Consider the following 16,391-nt stretch of genomic DNA (forward strand, 5'->3'; position numbering starts at 1 on the left):
TTTGTTGATATGAGGCGCCATGGCGCCTCATTGTGTTGCTAGCGTGCCGCTTTGACCGCCAGCCCCAGCTGCCATACCGCCATCGCGTAGTGGGTGCTGTGGTTATAGCGGGTGATGGTGTAGAAGTTGGGTAGACCGTACCAGTATTGGTAGCCGGTGCCGACATCGAGGCGCAGCAGGCTCGACTCGCTGTGGTTGCCGAGGGTGCTGGTGGGGGTGAGCCCTGCGCGGCGCAGGGTGGCCACCGGGTAGCGGGTCTGGAAGCCGTGCTCATAGCCGGGCAGTTGGCCCTGACCGCGCACCGCGACCGGTTGGCCTTTCTCCCAGCCGTGGGCCTTGAAGTAGTTGGCGACGCTGCCGATGGCATCCACCGGATCCCACAGGTTGGTATGGCCGTTGCCATCAAAGTCCACCGCATAGCGCTGGAAGCTGGAGGGCATAAACTGGCCATAGCCCATGGCGCCTGCATAGGAGCCCTTGGGTTCGGTGGGGTCCATCCCCTCGTCGCGGGTCATCACCAGGAAGGCTTCCAGCTCGCTGGTGAAGAACTCGGCGCGACGCGGATAATCAAACGCCAGGGTGGCCAGCGCATCCAGAATGCGGGTCTTGCCCATCACCCGGCCCCAGCGGGTCTCGACCCCGATAATGCCGACGATGATCTCCGGCGGCACCCCGTAGATCTGCTCCGCCCGGTTCAGCTCGCTTGCGTATTCACGCCAGAAGTTGACGCCGTTCTGTACGTTGTCGGGAGTGATGAACTTGGCGCGATAGCGGTTCCAGGCACCGGTCGGGCCGGTGGGCTTGGCGGTGGTCGGCGCCTGGGCATCCATCAGGCGGATGATCCAGTCGTAACGCTCTGCCTGTGCCAGCACCTGATGCAGCTGGGCGTTGTCAAAACCGTGCTTCTCGACCATTTTCTGGACGAACCTGTCCACGTTGGGGCGATTGGCGAAGTCCCCCTTGCTAACCCCTTGTGTATAAACGGGTTTTCTCGATGGCGCCTGATTGATAAAGGCGCTCTTGGGCTGGGGGACGACCACGGGCTTTGGCGCGGGGGCGCTGCTGCAGCCACCGAGCAGGGGGAATAACGACAGAGTGAGAAGAGAGGCAAGGCGACGCATAGGGTTCTCAAAGAGACTGAAAAAAGTGCCGTCATGGTAAAACATTGCCATCCCCGTGCAAGTGTTCCGTGCGCCTTGTTGGCCGCCAATTCATCGTGCGATGGATTAGCCCTCCGGTGAGGGCTGCGCTGTTCAGTGCTGGGGGTGACGCAGGGTGTGATAACCGCTCCAGAGCCGGGTCAGCGTAGTGAACAGGCAGAGCAGGGCAAAGCCGTAGGCGAGCGGGGCGAAGACGGCAGGCCACAGGCACATCAGCACAAAGAGGGCGATGGTTTCACTCCCCTCGGTGAGGCCGCCCAGATAGTAGAGGGACTTGTGGTGATAGACCGGATTGTCGATCCCCCGCTTGCCCGCCATGATGGCAAATGCCAGAAAGCTCGACCCTGTGCCCATAAAGGCAAACAGCAGGGTGGCGGCGGGCAGCGCATTGGCGGGGGCGGCGAGGGCAAAGCCTAGCACCACGGCGGCGTAGAAGATGAAATCCAGCGTGATGTCGAGAAAGCCGCCGCAGTCGGTGATGCCGGTCTCTCGTGCCACGGCGCCGTCTAGCCCGTCCAGCAAGCGGTTGAGCAAGATGGCCGCCAGCGCCCATTGATAGCAGCCAAAGGCCAGCAGCGGCAGCGCCAGCATGCCGATGGCAAAGCCGGTGAGGCTCACCTGATTGGCACTGACCCCGGCGCGGCAGAGCGGTTTGGCAAGTTGGGTGAGAGGGCTGCGGATCACGGGGATCAGGTGGCGATCAAACAAGGTGAACTCCTCGGTCAAAAACAGGATTCGGTGAGGTGGAGTATGGTGCCCGGCGCGTCGTCTGCGTCGTGGGTCACCAGAATGGCGGGAATCGCCAGTGCTTTGATCTGCGCGAACACCAGCTGGCGAAAGGCGGCCCGCAGCGGCTTGTCGAGGCGGGAGAAGGGCTCGTCCAGCAGCAGGGCATCGGGTTCGGCAAGCAGCGCCCGCAGCAGACTGACTCGCGCCCGCTGACCCCCTGACAGCAACTGTGGCAGCTTGTCAGCCTGATCCGCCAGCGCAACCTGTGCCAATGCGATCAGCGCCTTTTCCCGCCGCGCGCGTTTTCCCTTGATGGTCGCAGGCATGCCGAACATCAGGTTCTCCGTCACCGTCAGATGGTCAAACAAGAGATCATCCTGAAACAGCATGCCGATGCGCCGCGCCTGAGCGGGCAAGGCGTTGATTAGCTGCTCGCCGAGCTTTATTTCCCCCTCCAGCCGGATCGGGCCGCTCCCCGTCAGCGCGCCGGGCAGTACACCGGCCAGCCCAGCCAGCAGGGAGCTTTTACCACAGCCGCTTGGCCCCATCAGGGTCAACACTTCGCCGGGGGCCACCTGCAGGGCAGGCAGCGAGAGCAGCAGATTTTCATCAAGGTAAAGTCGAAGAGGCGTGGTGCTCAGCATATGGCTATTTCCATCATGAGAGTTCATCGTCAGCGGCCCCCCTTGAGCGCCGGATTGATCCGCCCTGGCAGCCAGAGCGCCAGCAGATAGATAACGAGCGGCAGCAGCAGTTGCAGCAGGCCGTAGAGCCCAGCCAGCCGCCGGTTGAGGCCGCTGCCGATGGCCACCGCTTCGGTGGTGATGGTGACCACTCTGCCTGCGCCAAAGAGCAGGGTCGGCAGATACTGGGCCAAACTCACCGCCGCCCCGACGCTGAAGGCAAACAGCAGCGGTCGCGCCAGCAGCGGCGCTTTGACCTGCCACCAGGCTCGCCATGGCGTGGCTCCCAGCAGCAGGGCGCTCTGGGTGATCCGCGGATCGAACTGGCGATAGGGGCCGTGCAGGCACAAATAGACATAGGGAAAGACAAACAGCAGCTGGCTCCAGAGCACCCAGCCCCAGCCAATGCCGCTGCTGATCGAGTCATGTGCAAGCCAGTCCAACCCGAGCCGGATGCCAAACAGCAGGCTCGCCTGCGGCAGCAACAGCGGCAGGCAGATAAGCCAGAGCGGCCAGGGGCGGCGCCCCGCTTGCGCCTCCAGACTGCACACCGCCATCATCAGCGCCAGCAAGCCGCTCGCCAGTGCCAACAGCGCGCTGGTTGCCAGCAACGGCAGCAGGGTTGGCAGCAGATCCAGCCAGTAGTGACCGCTCCATTGACTGGGCCAGAGTGCGGGAAAGGGCCAGCGGCGCGCCAGCGACCAGAGCAGCAGGGCCGCCAGCACCGCCAGATTGAGAGTGATCAGGGTGAATGCAAAGCCCGCTGCGAGCCGGTTGGCAAAAGGATGGGGCGCTGCCCGTTTGCCATCGAGCCAGCAACCTTTGCCCATCTCTTGATGAAGCCACTCCAGTAATCTGAGCAGGGCGATTAACAGCGTGGTGATGGCGAGCAGCAGCAGGGCGCCGCTGGCAGTGGCGCCGCGCCAGAGCAGATCCGGGTCCTGATACCAGAGCCACAACCGCACCGCCAGCGGGGCGGGGGCATCCGGCCCGAGCAGTTGGGCCAGATCCACCACTGCCACACCATATGCCGCCACCGCATAGATGGGCAGGCGAAGGGCGGGCCAGAGCGCCGGTAACAGCAGGCGCCACCAGATCTGGGTGGCGCTGAAGCCAAGGCTCGCCCCCAGCCACTGCTGGCGCGCCAGCTGGATGGGCTGTTGCGCGGCCATCGCCATCAACAGCAGAAAGGGGGTCTCTTTGAAAACAAGCAGTGCAATCAGCCCGAGCCCTAGAGGGTCCCGAATGGTCTGCCAATCGGGAGGCAGTTCAAGTCCGGTCAGCGCTGGCGAGACGAGCCGCAGCAGCCAGCCGGAGGGGGCGAGCAGAAAGGCAAAGCCGATGGCAAAGGCGACGTGGGGCATGGCCAGCATGGGCGAGAGCAGGCGACGGAGCAGCCCGAAAGCCCGGCTGCCACTGTGAGCCAGCAGCAGGGCGGTCAACAGCAGGCTGCCGAGGGTCGAGGCGGCGCCAATCCACAGGCTCAGCGCAGCGGAGTGCCACAGGCCGGGTTGAGCCAGCAGCAAGGCAAGATGAGAGGCGGTCAGCCCCTCCGCCAGCAACTGCCACAGCCCCGCCAGCAGGGGGATGACGAAGAGCGCCAGATAAACGACTCCCATCCCCATCCCGCGGTGGCGTGTTAACCGGCGCCATGGCCGGAAGCGGGAAAGCGGGTGACCAGCAGCACTCATCAGTGGCCGTAACGCTCGGCCCAGGCCGCTTCCAGTTTGAGCTGCCAGCTGGGGTGAGGCTCGGCTACTGCCTTGAAGCGCAATGCCGGTTGCCCTTTGGCGGAATCAGGCAGCGCATCTGCCCGCAGCACGCTGGGGTCACCCCAAAACGCCGGATTGGCTTTTCGTGCCTGTGCCGCTGGGCTTAGCAGGAAGTTGGCCACCACCTTGGCCCCCGCACGGGCGTTGGCGTTAAAGGGGATGGCGAGAAAGTGGCTGTTGGTGAGCGCGCCTTTCGCCATGGCAACCGCTTCCACGCTGGGGGGCAGGGCGCCAATCTGGGCGGCACTTTGCGCCTCCTGCGGGTTGAAGCTGATGGCCATAGCCAGCTCGCCATCATCGAGCAGCTGGCGGGTTTCGGCGGCGCTGGTGGGGAACAGCCTGCCCTTGCGCCAGAGCGCCGGGTGCAACTCATCGAGCCAGCCCCAGAGCGGGGCTGTCACGTTGGCAAAGTCGCTCTCGGTCGCCTCCCGATAGAGGGGGGCTGGGTCGGGCGTCAACTCCAGCAGGATCTGCTTGAGAAAGCTGGAGCCGTGAAACTGGGGCGGTTTGGGGTAGCTGAAGCGGCCGGGATGGGCCTTGGCCCACGCAAGCAGGGCGGCTGCCGAGGTGGGCGGGCTGGTGACCTCTTCGGTATCGACCATCAGATTGAGCTGACCGATGCCCCAGGGGGCTTCCAGCCCCTCCACCGGCAGGGTGAAGTCCTCACTCACCGGCAGGCTGCTATCTACCAGCGCCATGTTGGGCAGCTCTTGAGTAAAGGGAGCGCCAAGCAGCCCCTGCTCCTTGAGCGCCTTGAAGTTCTCGCCGTTGACCCAGAGCAGATCGATGGGGCCGCCAGCTTGCTTGCCCGCCTGTTTGTTGGTCAGCAGTTGGCTGACGCTCTGGGCGATGTCATCCACCTTCACCTGTACCAGTTTGACCTGATAGTCACGCGCCAGCTCCTGCCCGGCCCACACCAGATAGGCGTTGATCTCCGGGCTGCCGCCCCAGGCGTTGAAGTAGACGGTCTCTCCTTTCGCCTCCTCAAGGGTCTGTTGCCAGTTGTCATCTGGATTGGCTAACAGCGGGCCGCTGGCCAGCAGTGACAGGGCGCACAGCAGGGCGTTCAGCCGCTGCTTGAGCCGAGATTTGAGGCGAGGGTTGAGGTGTGAGCTGAGGTGTGAACTGAGCTGTGAGAATGGCTTGAGCATAAACGTTTCTCTGGTTGTCAGGCGCCACGGCGCCAGCGGTGATAACGGGCCAGCAGGGCCAGCACCCGGGTGGGCTGGTGGGCCCGTTTCCATTCACCCGCCACGTATTTGTTCCCCTCCATCAGGGTGGGATAGGCGTGAATGGTGCCGAGGATCTTGCCAAGGCCGAGGCGGTGGCGCATGGCGAGCACGAACTCGGCAATCCGCTCACCGGCGTGAGTGCCCACTATGGTGGCGCCAAGGATAGTATCTTTGCCCGGCACGGTCAGCACTTCGACAAAACCGTGGCGCTCGCCATCGGCAATGGCGCGATCCAGCTCGGCCAGCTCGAAACGGGTCGCCTCGAAGGGAGTCCCCAGCAGCTCTGCCTCCTTGCGATTGAGGCCGACCCGGGCAATCTCCGGCGTGGTGTAGGTGGCCGCCGGAATGACCCGATAGTCGGCCCGAAAGCGCTTGAACTGGCCAAACAGGGCATTAACCGCCGCATACCAGGCCTGATGGGCGGCGAAGTGAGTGAACTGGTAAGGGCCCGCTACGTCTCCCACCGCCAATATGCTGGGGAAGTTGGTGGCAAGGAAGCCATCAACTGCGATGGTGCCGCGGGGGGCCAGCTCGACCCCCAGCTCTTCGAGCCCGAAGCCGCTGACGTTGGCGACCCGACCCAGCGCCAGCAGCAGCTGATCTCCTTCCACCTCCAGCGTCTCATCGCCCCGGCGCAGTTGCAGCCGGATCGGTAGCTCCCCCTCGGCCGCAGGCAGATAGTCGGCTCGCTCGGCGCGCCAGCCGGTGAGTAGCCGCACGCCATCGCGGCTCATCTGTTCGGCCAGCGCCTCGGCCACCTCCCGATCTTCGCGGGGCAGCAGTTGCTCCGAGAGCTCTACCAAGGTAACGGGAATGCCGAGCAGGGCGAAGCTCTGGGCCAGCTCGCAGCCGATGGGGCCACCGCCTAGCACCAGCAGGCGGCGCGGCGGGGTGCGCAACTGCCAGAGGCTATCCGAGGTGAGGTAAGGCACCTGCTCCAGCCCCGGTAGCTTGGGCACCAGCGGCTTGGCGCCGGTGGCGATGACAATATGGCGGCTGGCAAGGCGCTGGCCGTTTACCTCCACCTCCCAGGGGGAGACTAGCCGCGCTTCCCCTTCGATGCACTCCACCCCAAGCCCTTCGTAGCGTTCCACAGAATCGTGGGGCTCGACCTCCTTGATAACCTCAGCCACCCGCGCCATCACGGCAGCAAAATCGGCGCAGGAGTGGCTTGGGCTAAAGCCCAGCTCGTCGGCCTTGCGCTGCTCGGCGGCAAAGCGGGCACTGCGGATCAGTGCCTTGGAGGGGACGCAGCCGCTGTTGAGGCAATCGCCCCCCATCTTGTGTTTCTCGATGAGCGCCACCTTGGCCTTCACCGCCGCGGCGATATAGCTGGTGACCAGCCCACCAGCACCGGCACCGATCACCAGCAGGTTGTAGTCATAACGAGCGGGTTTGCGGTAAGGGGCGAGCTGGCGGCGCAGCGCGAGGTGGGTGGTCAATTTCTTGATGAGCCAAGGCATCAACCCCAGCAGGGTCAGCGCCACCATCAGGCCGGGGGAGAGGATATTGCCGGTGCTGGTTAATTGGCCAAGCTCGCTGCCCGCCAGCACATAGACGAAGGTGCCGGGCAGCATGCCAAGCTGGCTCACCCAGTAGTAGGTGCTGACTCTGATGGGGGTGAGCCCCATCAGCAGGTTGACCAGAAAGAAGGGAAAAACGGGGATGAGGCGCAGGCTCAGCAGATAGAAGGCCCCCTCCTTCGCCATGCCGGATTGAAAGGTGGCCAGCTTGTCGCCAAAGCGGGCCGTGACCCAGTCGCGCAGCAGAAAACGGGCGCTGAGAAAGGCCAACGTCGCGCCAATGGTGCTGGCAAAGGAGACCAGCAGCAATCCCCAGGCGACGCCGAACACCGCGCTGCCACCCAGGGTGAGCAGGCTGGCGCCGGGCAGGGAGAGGGCGGTGCTCAGCACATAGATAAGCACGAACAGCAGGCTGGCCGTGACAAAGTGGCTGTCGACCCATTGCGCCACTGCCGCCTGCTGGGCCTGCAAGGCGCCCAGACTGAGGTAACGGCCAAGATCGAGGGCAAAAAAGGTGCCGATGAGGCCCCCCATCACCAGCGCAAGCAGCAGGCGGGTCCGGTTCATCAGGCGTCCTTGCTGTCTGGCTGGGCGGTGCGCTCCGGTTGCACCGGCAGCTGGCAGAAGCCCTGCGGCGCGATATCGAGGGCGGCGTTGAACTTGGCCGACATATTCTGGAAGGCGATAAGGCCGGTCAGCTCCACCATGGCGTCGTCGTCGAACCAGGGCTTGAGGCGGGCCGCCTGTTCATCGCTCACCCCATCCAGCCCGGTCATCGCTTCGGTGTAGTCGAGCACAGCTTTCTCCCGCTCGTCGAACAAGGGGCTTTCGCGCCAGTTGGCCAGCGCCTCCACCTTCTCGTTGGAACCCGCCCGCTTGATCAGGGTCATGGCGTTGATGTCGACACAGAAGCGGCACCAGTTGAGCTGTGAGACCCGCACCGTCACCAGAGATCGCAGCACGGGGTCGATGGGAGATCGTTTGCGGTTGATCACCCCGTAGAGGGTAGCGACGGCGGCAAACAGGCGCGGCGAGCGGCCCCAGCACTTGCCCGGAATAAGCACCTGACCATAGTTGCGCTTTTGCAGCCAGAAAAAGGGGCGGATAAACCAGGCATATTCCCGGTCGGGTTTGACCTCAACGCGCATCAGTTACCTTCTTGTTGTTTCACACTTACGGTTTCAAATTGGGTTTGTAGGCTTGGCCGAGGCGCTCGTTCAGGCGGGTCAGGAAATCCTCGATCCGCGCCCGGTTGGTGCCCAGATCGCTCTGCCCCTGACGGGAGGCTGATCGCATATCGATGCGGGTCTCTTTGGGGCCAGCAAAGACTCGCAGCGCCACATCATCCTGAAAGCCGAACCAGCCGGTGGTGACCACCGCATCCAGGCCATCGGGGCTTGGTTTCACCTGCCAGCCCAGCTCTTGCATCAGTTCGTTGGCTTCAATCACCACTTCGACAGGGGAGGCCTTGGTAAAGAGAGGACCGGGTTTTGCCTCAAATGCTTTCAGCGGGGCGCTATTTATTGGCAGATCCTGCGTTGTTCTAAGCTCTGCGGCCCAACGCAGCTGGGGGGGATTGTAGGGATCGGTGCTCACATCGTTGAGCAGCGGCATGCGCAGCGCCTGCACCACAAAGGTCAGCGGCAGCAGCAGTGGCAAGGCGCCAATGCTGCTGGCGTAGCGGTTGCGGCTCCAGGGCAGGCGCACCAGCAAGATGAGGGAGAGAATGGCCCCCGTCAGGCAGATGGCAAAACCGATCCACCAGGGCCAGAGATGAAAGCGGCTGCCGAGGGCGCCAGCGAGCGGGAGTAACCAGGCCAGCAGGGGCCACAAGCAAGAGCGGGGCATAGCACGGGATCCATCGTCGAGAGTGGGCAATGCCGAGAAGGATAAACTTAATGGCCTGATAACGTTAGTAAATTGATGCGAGCTTGGTGTGATTTCAGCCAGCTTTGCGAGGGGGTGCAGAGGGCGGTGAAGCCCGCCAGCTGGGAGCTTCACCGAGAGAATTGTGGCTCGCTTTAATTGCGATAGAGAACTTTGATCAGGTGAAAGCCGAACTTGGTACGCACCGGCCCCAGTACCTTGAGCAGCTCACCCTTGAAGACGGCATCGTCAAAGGGTTTGACCATATCCCCTTTGTTGAACTCCCCCAGATCGCCGCTGCGTTTTGAAGAGGCGCAGGTGGAGAAGCGCTTGGCCATCTGGCCGAAGTCGGCTCCCTTCTCGATCTTCTCCTTGATCTCCAGACACTGTTTTTCGGTCTTGACCAGAATGTGCTGGGCACAGGCTTTTTTCATCGGGGCGCTCCTCGGAGTGATGGCGGCGATTGTTCACGCCAAGATGGCGGCAAATCGTGGTGGCAAATCGGGGCGCAAGAGTACCCCAATTTGCCACCGGCGTCAGCCATCACAGCCCGCTGTTTACCTGTGTTTGTCCGCGGGATTATTGGCGAGCGCGGGTGGCCAGCACAGCGCGGGGGCGAGCTTGCCAGATGATCTCCAGTCCGAGCAGGGCGTAGAGGCTCCAGATGGCCAGCGGATTGAGCCACTCACCTCCCAGTTGCAGGGTCATCAGGGCGCAACCTGCCAGCAGCAAGGTGATCCCCGGCAGCCGCCAGTGGACGGGCAGGGGGGCCAGCATCGCCATCGCCAGCAGAATGCCGAGGCCAAATGGCAGGTTCAGGGCGGTAAAGGCCAGCGCCTGTTGGCCACTCATGCCGGTCAGCAGGGCCAGCAGGGCGCTGCAACAGGCGATAAAGGTGATGAACTCGAGACGATCGGCAATATAGTCAGCCATCTGTTCGCTACGTGCATGCATGATGTGTCTCCTTCAGTTGATGGTTCAAGTGTGAGGGAGGGGCGCTTGCAAAGGCAGCGGGATAATTCGATTGCGCTGAACGAGCAATTCTTAATCCATATTTTGAATCGTCAAGCGGCAGTGGGCCGGCCAGTGGGATACGTTCGAGATCACCACGGCATCGATGCCGTCAAGCCTTGTCGTGGAGCGAGCGGTTGCGGCGAACTCTTGGGCCGCAAGGCGCGTGGAGGGCAGGCACTGCGGACGACTCCCCTTAAGGCAGTCAGGGTGGCCTGTGGCAGAGGGCTGGGCAGCACCATGGTTACCAAAATGTGTGATTTGTAGCCAACCGCCTAAAAGATATGGTGAATTTGCCAATGGTGGCGCGCTGTTGCTGGCCGATGCCTATGTTAGGATAAGGTCCGCCATGTTGTTGGCGTGCATTGTTGGCGTGCATTGTTGGCGCGGATTATTGGCACAGATTGTTGGGCCACGGCTATGTTGCATAGCCTGTTGTGCCGCTTTCGGGTGGAGCTCGAAAGGGCTGTTTCCTTCACCACAGATTCAGGAATATTGACCTTTGACAGGATGCTTCTCATCCCTGCTGGCAGGGCGTTCACTGTTCGGCCCTGCATTACGCCGTGGTCTGCGGGTGCTGGGGTTTGGTTTATTGTTGTCGCTGGTGGCTGCGCCGGTGTTGGCCGCCAAGCTCACCTATCAGATCAAGGGATTACGAGGGGACAACAAGGATAACGTCGAAGCCTACCTCAATGCGCTGCCGGTTTATCAGGAGCGTCAGTACCGTCCCGCCCGCGCCAAAATCACCGAGAGCGTGCAAAAAGCGCTGCAGGTTTATGGTTACTACCAGCCAAAAATTACCCTGAGTCGCGACAAGCAGACCCCGTCCAAAGTGGTGATCGAGGTGGATAAAGGGGAGCCGGTTATCGTCTCCCGACTGGATGTGTTGCTCGAAGGGGATGCCGGTAGTGATGAGCGTTATAGCGAACTGCTGGACAAGCTGCCCCTGAAAGAGGGCGACCCTCTCAATCACGCCAAATATGAATCGATCAAGGCTGATCTGGGTAGCCTCGGGCTGGCCCGCGGTTACTTCGATGCCAAGTTAAGCAAGAGTCAGGTCAAGGTGTTTCCGGACAAGGGCACGGCGGAGATCTTCATTCTGTTCGAGTCGGGCCATCGCTACCGTTTCGGTGAGATCCGCTATGACGCCACCCCGGAAGCGCTGCACCTGATCCGGCCACTCATCAATATTCAGAGCAGTGATCCCTATCTCGCCATCCGCTTGGCCGAGATGTCGCAGGATGTCTCTTCCACCAAGCTATTCCGTCAGGTCGATATCAAACCTGTGCTCAGTGACGCGAGCAACTACCGGGTGCCCATCGCAGTGACGCTGGACAACCGGGTTGATCACGAGATTGAAGCGGGTGTGGGCTACGCCACCGACGTGGGGCCGCGGATGAGCGCTACCTGGGAAAAGCCCTGGGTCAACCGTTATGGCCACCGTCTGTTTGCCACTGCCAAGGTATCGGCCCCGGAGTCTGAGCTCAGTTTCGATTACCAGATCCCGGTGGGTAATCCGCTGCGGGACTATTACTCGGTACAGGCCGGTTATCAGTACAAAGACAACAACGATACCCGCTCCGATCTCACCACCGTCGGTGTGCACCGCTGGACGCGGCGACCGGAGAGCTGGGATCGGGATGTGTTCATCCGACTGGAGAACGAGATCTATACCCAGGGCGCCGACGAGGGAAACAGCTTGCTGTTGATCCCGGGGATCTCCTGGTCCCGGCTGCGGGTGCGCGGTGGGTTGGTGCCCGAGTGGGGGGATCGCCAGCAGGTGACGCTGGAGTTCTCCGACCCACGTTGGGGCTCCGACATCAGCTTTATGCGGGTGTGGGGGCGCAGCAAGTGGCTGCGTACCCTCGGCGATAATCACAGATTCCTGATGCGGGCCGAGCAGGGGGCCATCATAGGTGACAGCTTCTCGCTGGTGCCGCCGTCGTTGCGCTTCTTTACCGGTGGCGATCAGACGGTGCGCGGCTTTGATTACGAGACCATCTCCCCCACCGGGCCGGATGGCAAGCTGACCGGTGGCCGCTACACCAGCGTGGCCAGTCTGGAATATAACTATCGTTTCAGCGAGAAGTGGTTGGGAGCCATGTTTGTGGATGGAGGGACCTCGACCATCGACTACAGCGAGCCTTGGAAAATTGGTACCGGGGTCGGTGTGCGCTGGGTGACCCCCATCGGTCAGGTCAGGCTGGATCTGGCGGTCGGGGTATCGGAGGATGACAAGCCCTTGCGGCTGCATTTCGCATTGGGGCCTGAATTATGATGTTGTCTAAACGCTTTTTTCTTTGGCCGCTGCGGCTGTATCTTGCGCGGGGGTCTGCATTGTGATCTGGCTAAAACGCATTTTTCTCTGGCTGATGGGGTTGGTGTTCCTGCTGCTGATCGGCGTCAGTCTGCTGGGCTTTACCCATCAGGGCAACAAGTGGTTGTGGCAACAGGCCAAGGGGGCGCTGCCCTCCCTCAAGGGGGAGCTGGTGGCCGGTCAGCTTGGTTACGGCTGGACCCTGGAAGGGGTCGGTTGGCAGGATGAGCTGGTGGATGTGACGGTGGATCGCGCCGTGCTCGACTGGGATCTGGGCAAGTTGCTGCAAGGCAAGCTCTGGATAAAATCCCTGGCAGTGACCCATCCGGTGGTAAAGGTGGCGGACTCTGAACCGGCACCGGAAGCGCCCTCTGAACCCTTTGTCTGGCGTCCGTTGCCGCTCAAAATTCAGGTCGACAGCCTCAAGGTAGCGGATCTCGATCTGGCCGTGCCCGGTGTGGCCGTGACCCTGGGGTCGCTCGATATCGGCGCCACCCTCAACCGCAAGGGGCTGATTGTGCGCGGTCCGGTGCTCGATAACCTCAAGGTGACGCTGGACGACGCGGCCCCCGCCAATGCAGCCAAATCCGCCAAGCAGCCAGCCGCTAACGAGAAGCAAGCAGCCCGTACCGACAAGGCCAGCGCCGAGACCGCCAAGCAGGGCAAAGGGGCGCCAGCTGCAAAAACTGCAAAGGCCGCCCCCATTGTCCTGCCCGCCATTCACCTTCCTTTCCCTATCCAGCTGGAAGGGGTCAGCGCGACCCGGGTGCAATACCAGCAGGGCGAGCTGATTGAAGGGCTCGACAAGCTGCTGCTCTCGGCCACCGCCGCCGACGATCGCATCGAGGTGCGCGAGCTCTCGCTGCGCCACGCCATGGCCGATCTGGCGCTCAAGGGCCACATCCAGCTCAGTGATGACTACCCGCTGGCGGTGACGTTGGATGCCAAGGCCCGCAAGGGGCTGCTGGATGGCGAGCTGCAAGGGCAGCAGGCCACGCTGGCGCTGAGCGGTTCGGTCGGCAAGCTGGGGTTGGCACTGTCGGCCAAGGGGCCGGTTGCCGCCAATCTTAAGGGCTCGCTGGCCGCCCTCGATCCGGATCTCCCTTTTGATCTGGCCCTCGACTGGAAGAGCCTAGGCTGGCCATTTCATCAGCCTGCCAAGGAAGAGCCGAGCTATCGGTTGGACAAGGGGAGCCTGACTGCCAAGGGCAAGCTCTCCGGCTACCAGTTTGCTCTCAATACCTCCGGCAAGGGGACCGATGTGCCCCCCTTCAAGCTTGCGCTGGACGGGAAGGGTGATCTGGAGCGGCTCAGCAAGATCGCCTTGCAGCTCAACGCCCTCAAGGGGGAGCTGAAGCTCGATGGCAAGCTGGCCTGGAACAAGGGGATCGAGTGGCAGGGGACCACCCTGTTCAAGGGGATCAATCCGGCCGAGCTGGTGCCCGAGTTGAAAGGGACGCTGGCCGGTGAGCTGGAGAGCCGTTTCGTGATGAACGAGGCGGGCCACTGGGAGCTGAAACTGCCCAAGCTCAAGGTGGATGGCAAACTCAATCAGTACCCGCTGGCCCTCAAGGGGGAGCTCAGCGGCAACGACAAGATGGAGTGGCAGATCCCGGCGCTCTCGCTGCAAAGCGGCCCCAACCAGCTGCAGGCCAAGGGCAGCATCAGCAGTGCCCGGTGGCAGCTTGATGCCAACCTGCAGGCTCCCCAGCTGGGGGGCATCTATCCCGGCCTGAAGGGGGATATCAAGGGGCAGGTGAAGGTGAGCGGCAATCAGCAGACCCCTAAAGTTGATGCGGATCTGACCTCCGAGCGGCTCTACTATGCCGGCACCGACCTGAAGGGGATCAGCCTCAAGGGCAATGCGGCGATCGGTGCCAAACCGGCCGGTGAACTCTCACTGTTGGTGGCGCAGCTGAAACAGGGGGAGACCAAGCTCAGCCAGCTGGCCCTGAACCTCAGCGGCGATATCAGTCAGCATCTGTTGACCCTGACCATGAAGGGTGACCCTGTTGCAGCCAACCTCAAGCTGGGTGGCGGCGTGCGCGGGGATCACTGGCGCGGGGCGCTCTCCGAGTTGCAGCTGAAAACCCCGCTGCGGCGTTGGGACTTGAGCTCCCCCTGGGCGCTGGATCTCGATCTGCCGCGTCAGCGGCTGGCGATGGGGGATCTCTGCCTCGGCTCCCAGAGGGCCAGCCTCTGCGTCAAGGGGAGTCAGGTCTCCGCCGCGCAAGGTACTCTGGAGTTTGCCCTGAGCGAGTTTGATCTCAAGCGGCTGCGCCCCTGGTTGCCGGACAACTTCCGCTGGCAGGCGATGCTCTCGGCCGATGGCCGTGCCAGCTGGCGTGGCAATCAGCCCACCCTGCATGCGGTAGTGCGCACCACGCCGGGCACCTTTGTCGCCGATGGCCTCAAGACCGACTATCAGCAGCTGGCTCTGGCCCTGGATTTCGAGCGGCAGCAGGCGGCAATCCGCCTCGATTTTGCTTCTAAACAGATCGGCAATATCGATACCGATCTGCTGATCAAGGAGCCTGCTGGGCGCGGTCTGCTCGGCGGTCAGCTCAAGTTTGACGATCTCAAGCTCAATACCTTTGCGCCGCTCATTCCTGAGGTGCGCTCCTTGCAAGGGATCATCTCCGCCGATGCCCGTTTCGACGGCACACTGACGGCGCCCCTGCTGTTTGGCCAGCTCAACCTGCGTGACGGTGAAGTGCAGACCCACTCCGACATGGTGACCCTGACCAAGCTGGTGACCCGCCTCAAGATCGAGGGCAACCGCGCCGAGCTCGATGGCTCCATGCTGGTGGGCAAGGGGCCGCTGGCGTTGGGCGGCTGGCTCAGCTGGGCCAAGATGCCGGTCAGTGGCAGCCTTACCATTCAGGGCAAGGATCTGGAGGCGCAATATCCGGGCATGGGTCGGGTCAGAGTCTCTCCCGATATTGCCGTGTCGCTGGGGGAGGAGACCCGCATTACCGGTCAGGTGGATATTCCCTGGGCGCGCATTCTGGTCAAGAGCCTGCCGGATTCGGCGGTGGCGGTCTCTGACGATGTGACCGTGGTCTATGACGATCTGCCTCCCGCGCCCCAGCAGGCCAGCCTGCCGTTGGCGATGAAGGTGGCGATCCGGTTGGGCAGTGATGTGAAGATCGATGCCATGGGTCTGAAGACCGATGTCTCCGGCGGGATCAATCTTCGGCAGGATCCTGAAAAGCCACTGGCAGGCAATGGCCAGCTGGTGCTGACCAACGGTCGCTTCAAGGCTTATGGCCAGAACCTGATCATCAAGGAGGGGCGGATACTCTTCTCCGGTCCGCTGGATCGGCCGTTCCTCAACATCGAAGCCAACCGTGACCCGGCCACCATCGAGGGTCAGGTAACTGTCGGGGTGCGGGTGACCGGCCCTGCCAGCAAGCCGGAGATCACTGTCTACTCAGAGCCGCAGATGGCGCAGTCGGAGCAGCTCTCCTATTTGCTGCGCGGCAAAGGGTTGCAGACCGGCGGTGAGGATGGCGGTTTCAACGGCTTGCTGGTGGCCGGTGCTGTGAGTCAGGCCAACGGCGTGGTGTCGAGCATTGGCGAGTCGCTGGGGATGAGCGATGTCTCCCTCGATACCGCGGGCAGTGGCGACGACACCCAGGTGACCTTGTCGGCCTATCTGCTGCCGGGCTTGCAGTTCCAGTACGGGGTCGGGGTCTTCAGCCCTATCGCCGAATTCAAGCTGCGCTATGAGGTATTGCCACGGCTCTATCTGCAGGCGATGAGCGGGGTGGCTCAGGCGGTCGATATCTTCTATCGGTTTACCCTGTAACGCTGAATCCAGTAACAAGGCAGACATGAGAGTACACGGGAGGCGCAGGCCTCCCGTTATTTATTGCGCGCTCGGCAACTGGTAAACGGCGATAGAGGTTGGCAATGCAGAGGGATAGCGGATTGAGGGCGCCAGAAATGCGAAAACCCGGCGCGAGGCCGGGTTTTCTAAATGATGGTGGAGGGAGAAGGATTCGAACCTTCGAAGGCAGAGCCGTCAGATTTACAGTCTGATCCCTTTGGCCGCTCGGGAACCCCTCCACGGGGTATTACGTTCATATTGTCGCA

12 protein-coding genes and 1 tRNA gene are annotated in these 16,391 nt (G+C 62.4%); 2 read left to right on the forward strand and 11 right to left on the reverse strand.

The genetic code is table 11. From position 1 onward, the window contains the following. Positions 1 to 38: 38 nt before the first annotated feature. From mltB to ACY8FN_RS10725, 10 genes are all read right to left on the reverse strand, one after another. Positions 39 to 1,121, reverse strand: coding sequence for a lytic murein transglycosylase B (mltB, locus tag ACY8FN_RS10680; protein WP_463099993.1), 1,083 nt, complete (start codon positions 1,119 to 1,121; stop codon positions 39 to 41). A 132-nt stretch (positions 1,122 to 1,253) separates the two neighbouring features. Next, positions 1,254 to 1,868 carry a CDP-alcohol phosphatidyltransferase family protein gene (locus ACY8FN_RS10685; protein WP_463099994.1) on the reverse strand — a complete coding sequence of 205 codons (615 nt, stop codon included), beginning with the start codon at positions 1,866 to 1,868 and terminating at the stop codon, positions 1,254 to 1,256. A 14-nt stretch (positions 1,869 to 1,882) separates the two neighbouring features. Beyond that, a complete protein-coding gene (locus ACY8FN_RS10690) occupies positions 1,883 to 2,533 on the reverse strand; it encodes an ATP-binding cassette domain-containing protein (protein ID WP_463099995.1) in 651 nt (216 codons plus the stop codon). 29 nt (positions 2,534 to 2,562) lie between these two features. Next, a complete protein-coding gene (locus ACY8FN_RS10695) occupies positions 2,563 to 4,191 on the reverse strand; it encodes an ABC transporter permease (RefSeq protein WP_463099996.1) in 1,629 nt (542 codons plus the stop codon). A 71-nt stretch (positions 4,192 to 4,262) separates the two neighbouring features. Continuing rightward, positions 4,263 to 5,495, reverse strand: coding sequence for an ABC transporter substrate-binding protein (locus tag ACY8FN_RS10700; RefSeq protein WP_463099997.1), 1,233 nt, complete (start codon positions 5,493 to 5,495; stop codon positions 4,263 to 4,265). A 17-nt stretch (positions 5,496 to 5,512) separates the two neighbouring features. After that, positions 5,513 to 7,666: an FAD-dependent oxidoreductase gene (locus ACY8FN_RS10705; protein ID WP_463099998.1), complete on the reverse strand. Its 2,154-nt coding sequence runs from the start codon at positions 7,664 to 7,666 to the stop codon at positions 5,513 to 5,515. Further along, a complete protein-coding gene (locus ACY8FN_RS10710; protein WP_463099999.1) occupies positions 7,666 to 8,247 on the reverse strand; it encodes a carboxymuconolactone decarboxylase family protein in 582 nt (193 codons plus the stop codon). Before ACY8FN_RS10710 ends, ACY8FN_RS10705 begins: the two co-directional genes overlap by 1 nt. Positions 8,248 to 8,272: 25 nt before the next feature. After that, positions 8,273 to 8,947: a DUF1499 domain-containing protein gene (locus ACY8FN_RS10715; protein WP_463100000.1), complete on the reverse strand. Its 675-nt coding sequence runs from the start codon at positions 8,945 to 8,947 to the stop codon at positions 8,273 to 8,275. Positions 8,948 to 9,120: 173 nt separating this feature from the next. Next, positions 9,121 to 9,399, reverse strand: a complete 279-nt coding sequence (locus ACY8FN_RS10720) for a peptidylprolyl isomerase (RefSeq protein WP_033136755.1) — start codon at positions 9,397 to 9,399, stop codon at positions 9,121 to 9,123. A gap of 145 nt (positions 9,400 to 9,544) precedes the next feature. Continuing rightward, positions 9,545 to 9,919: a hypothetical protein gene (locus ACY8FN_RS10725; RefSeq protein ID WP_463100001.1), complete on the reverse strand. Its 375-nt coding sequence runs from the start codon at positions 9,917 to 9,919 to the stop codon at positions 9,545 to 9,547. Between the two features lie 559 nt (positions 9,920 to 10,478). Between ACY8FN_RS10725 and tamA the strand changes: the two genes are divergently transcribed. Together tamA and tamB are read left to right on the forward strand one after the other, a co-directional pair. Then, positions 10,479 to 12,254, forward strand: coding sequence for an autotransporter assembly complex protein TamA (tamA, locus tag ACY8FN_RS10730; protein ID WP_463100002.1), 1,776 nt, complete (start codon positions 10,479 to 10,481; stop codon positions 12,252 to 12,254). A gap of 61 nt (positions 12,255 to 12,315) precedes the next feature. Continuing rightward, positions 12,316 to 16,104: an autotransporter assembly complex protein TamB gene (tamB, locus tag ACY8FN_RS10735; protein WP_463100003.1), complete on the forward strand. Its 3,789-nt coding sequence runs from the start codon at positions 12,316 to 12,318 to the stop codon at positions 16,102 to 16,104. A 175-nt stretch (positions 16,105 to 16,279) separates the two neighbouring features. Here tamB and ACY8FN_RS10740 read toward each other — a convergent pair. Continuing rightward, positions 16,280 to 16,364 (reverse strand) — tRNA-Tyr (locus ACY8FN_RS10740). Positions 16,365 to 16,391 lie beyond the last annotated feature (27 nt).

Source organism: Aeromonas sp. 160P (genome assembly GCF_055193095.1).

Bases quoted from the DNA above. Each gene is read 5' to 3' on its own strand.
- mltB (WP_463099993.1), bottom strand. From the start codon at position 1,121: ATGCGTCGCCTTGCCTCTCTTCTCACTCTGTCGTTATTCCCCCTGCTC.
- ACY8FN_RS10690 (WP_463099995.1), bottom strand. From the start codon at position 2,533: ATGCTGAGCACCACGCCTCTTCGACTTTACCTTGATGAAAATCTGCTG.
- ACY8FN_RS10695 (WP_463099996.1), bottom strand. From the start codon at position 4,191: ATGGGAGTCGTTTATCTGGCGCTCTTCGTCATCCCCCTGCTGGCGGGG.
- ACY8FN_RS10700 (WP_463099997.1), bottom strand. From the start codon at position 5,495: ATGCTCAAGCCATTCTCACAGCTCAGTTCACACCTCAGCTCACACCTC.
- ACY8FN_RS10705 (WP_463099998.1), bottom strand. From the start codon at position 7,666: ATGAACCGGACCCGCCTGCTGCTTGCGCTGGTGATGGGGGGCCTCATC.
- ACY8FN_RS10710 (WP_463099999.1), bottom strand. From the start codon at position 8,247: ATGCGCGTTGAGGTCAAACCCGACCGGGAATATGCCTGGTTTATCCGC.
- ACY8FN_RS10715 (WP_463100000.1), bottom strand. From the start codon at position 8,947: ATGCCCCGCTCTTGCTTGTGGCCCCTGCTGGCCTGGTTACTCCCGCTC.
- ACY8FN_RS10720 (WP_033136755.1), bottom strand. From the start codon at position 9,399: ATGAAAAAAGCCTGTGCCCAGCACATTCTGGTCAAGACCGAAAAACAG.
- ACY8FN_RS10725 (WP_463100001.1), bottom strand. From the start codon at position 9,919: ATGCATGCACGTAGCGAACAGATGGCTGACTATATTGCCGATCGTCTC.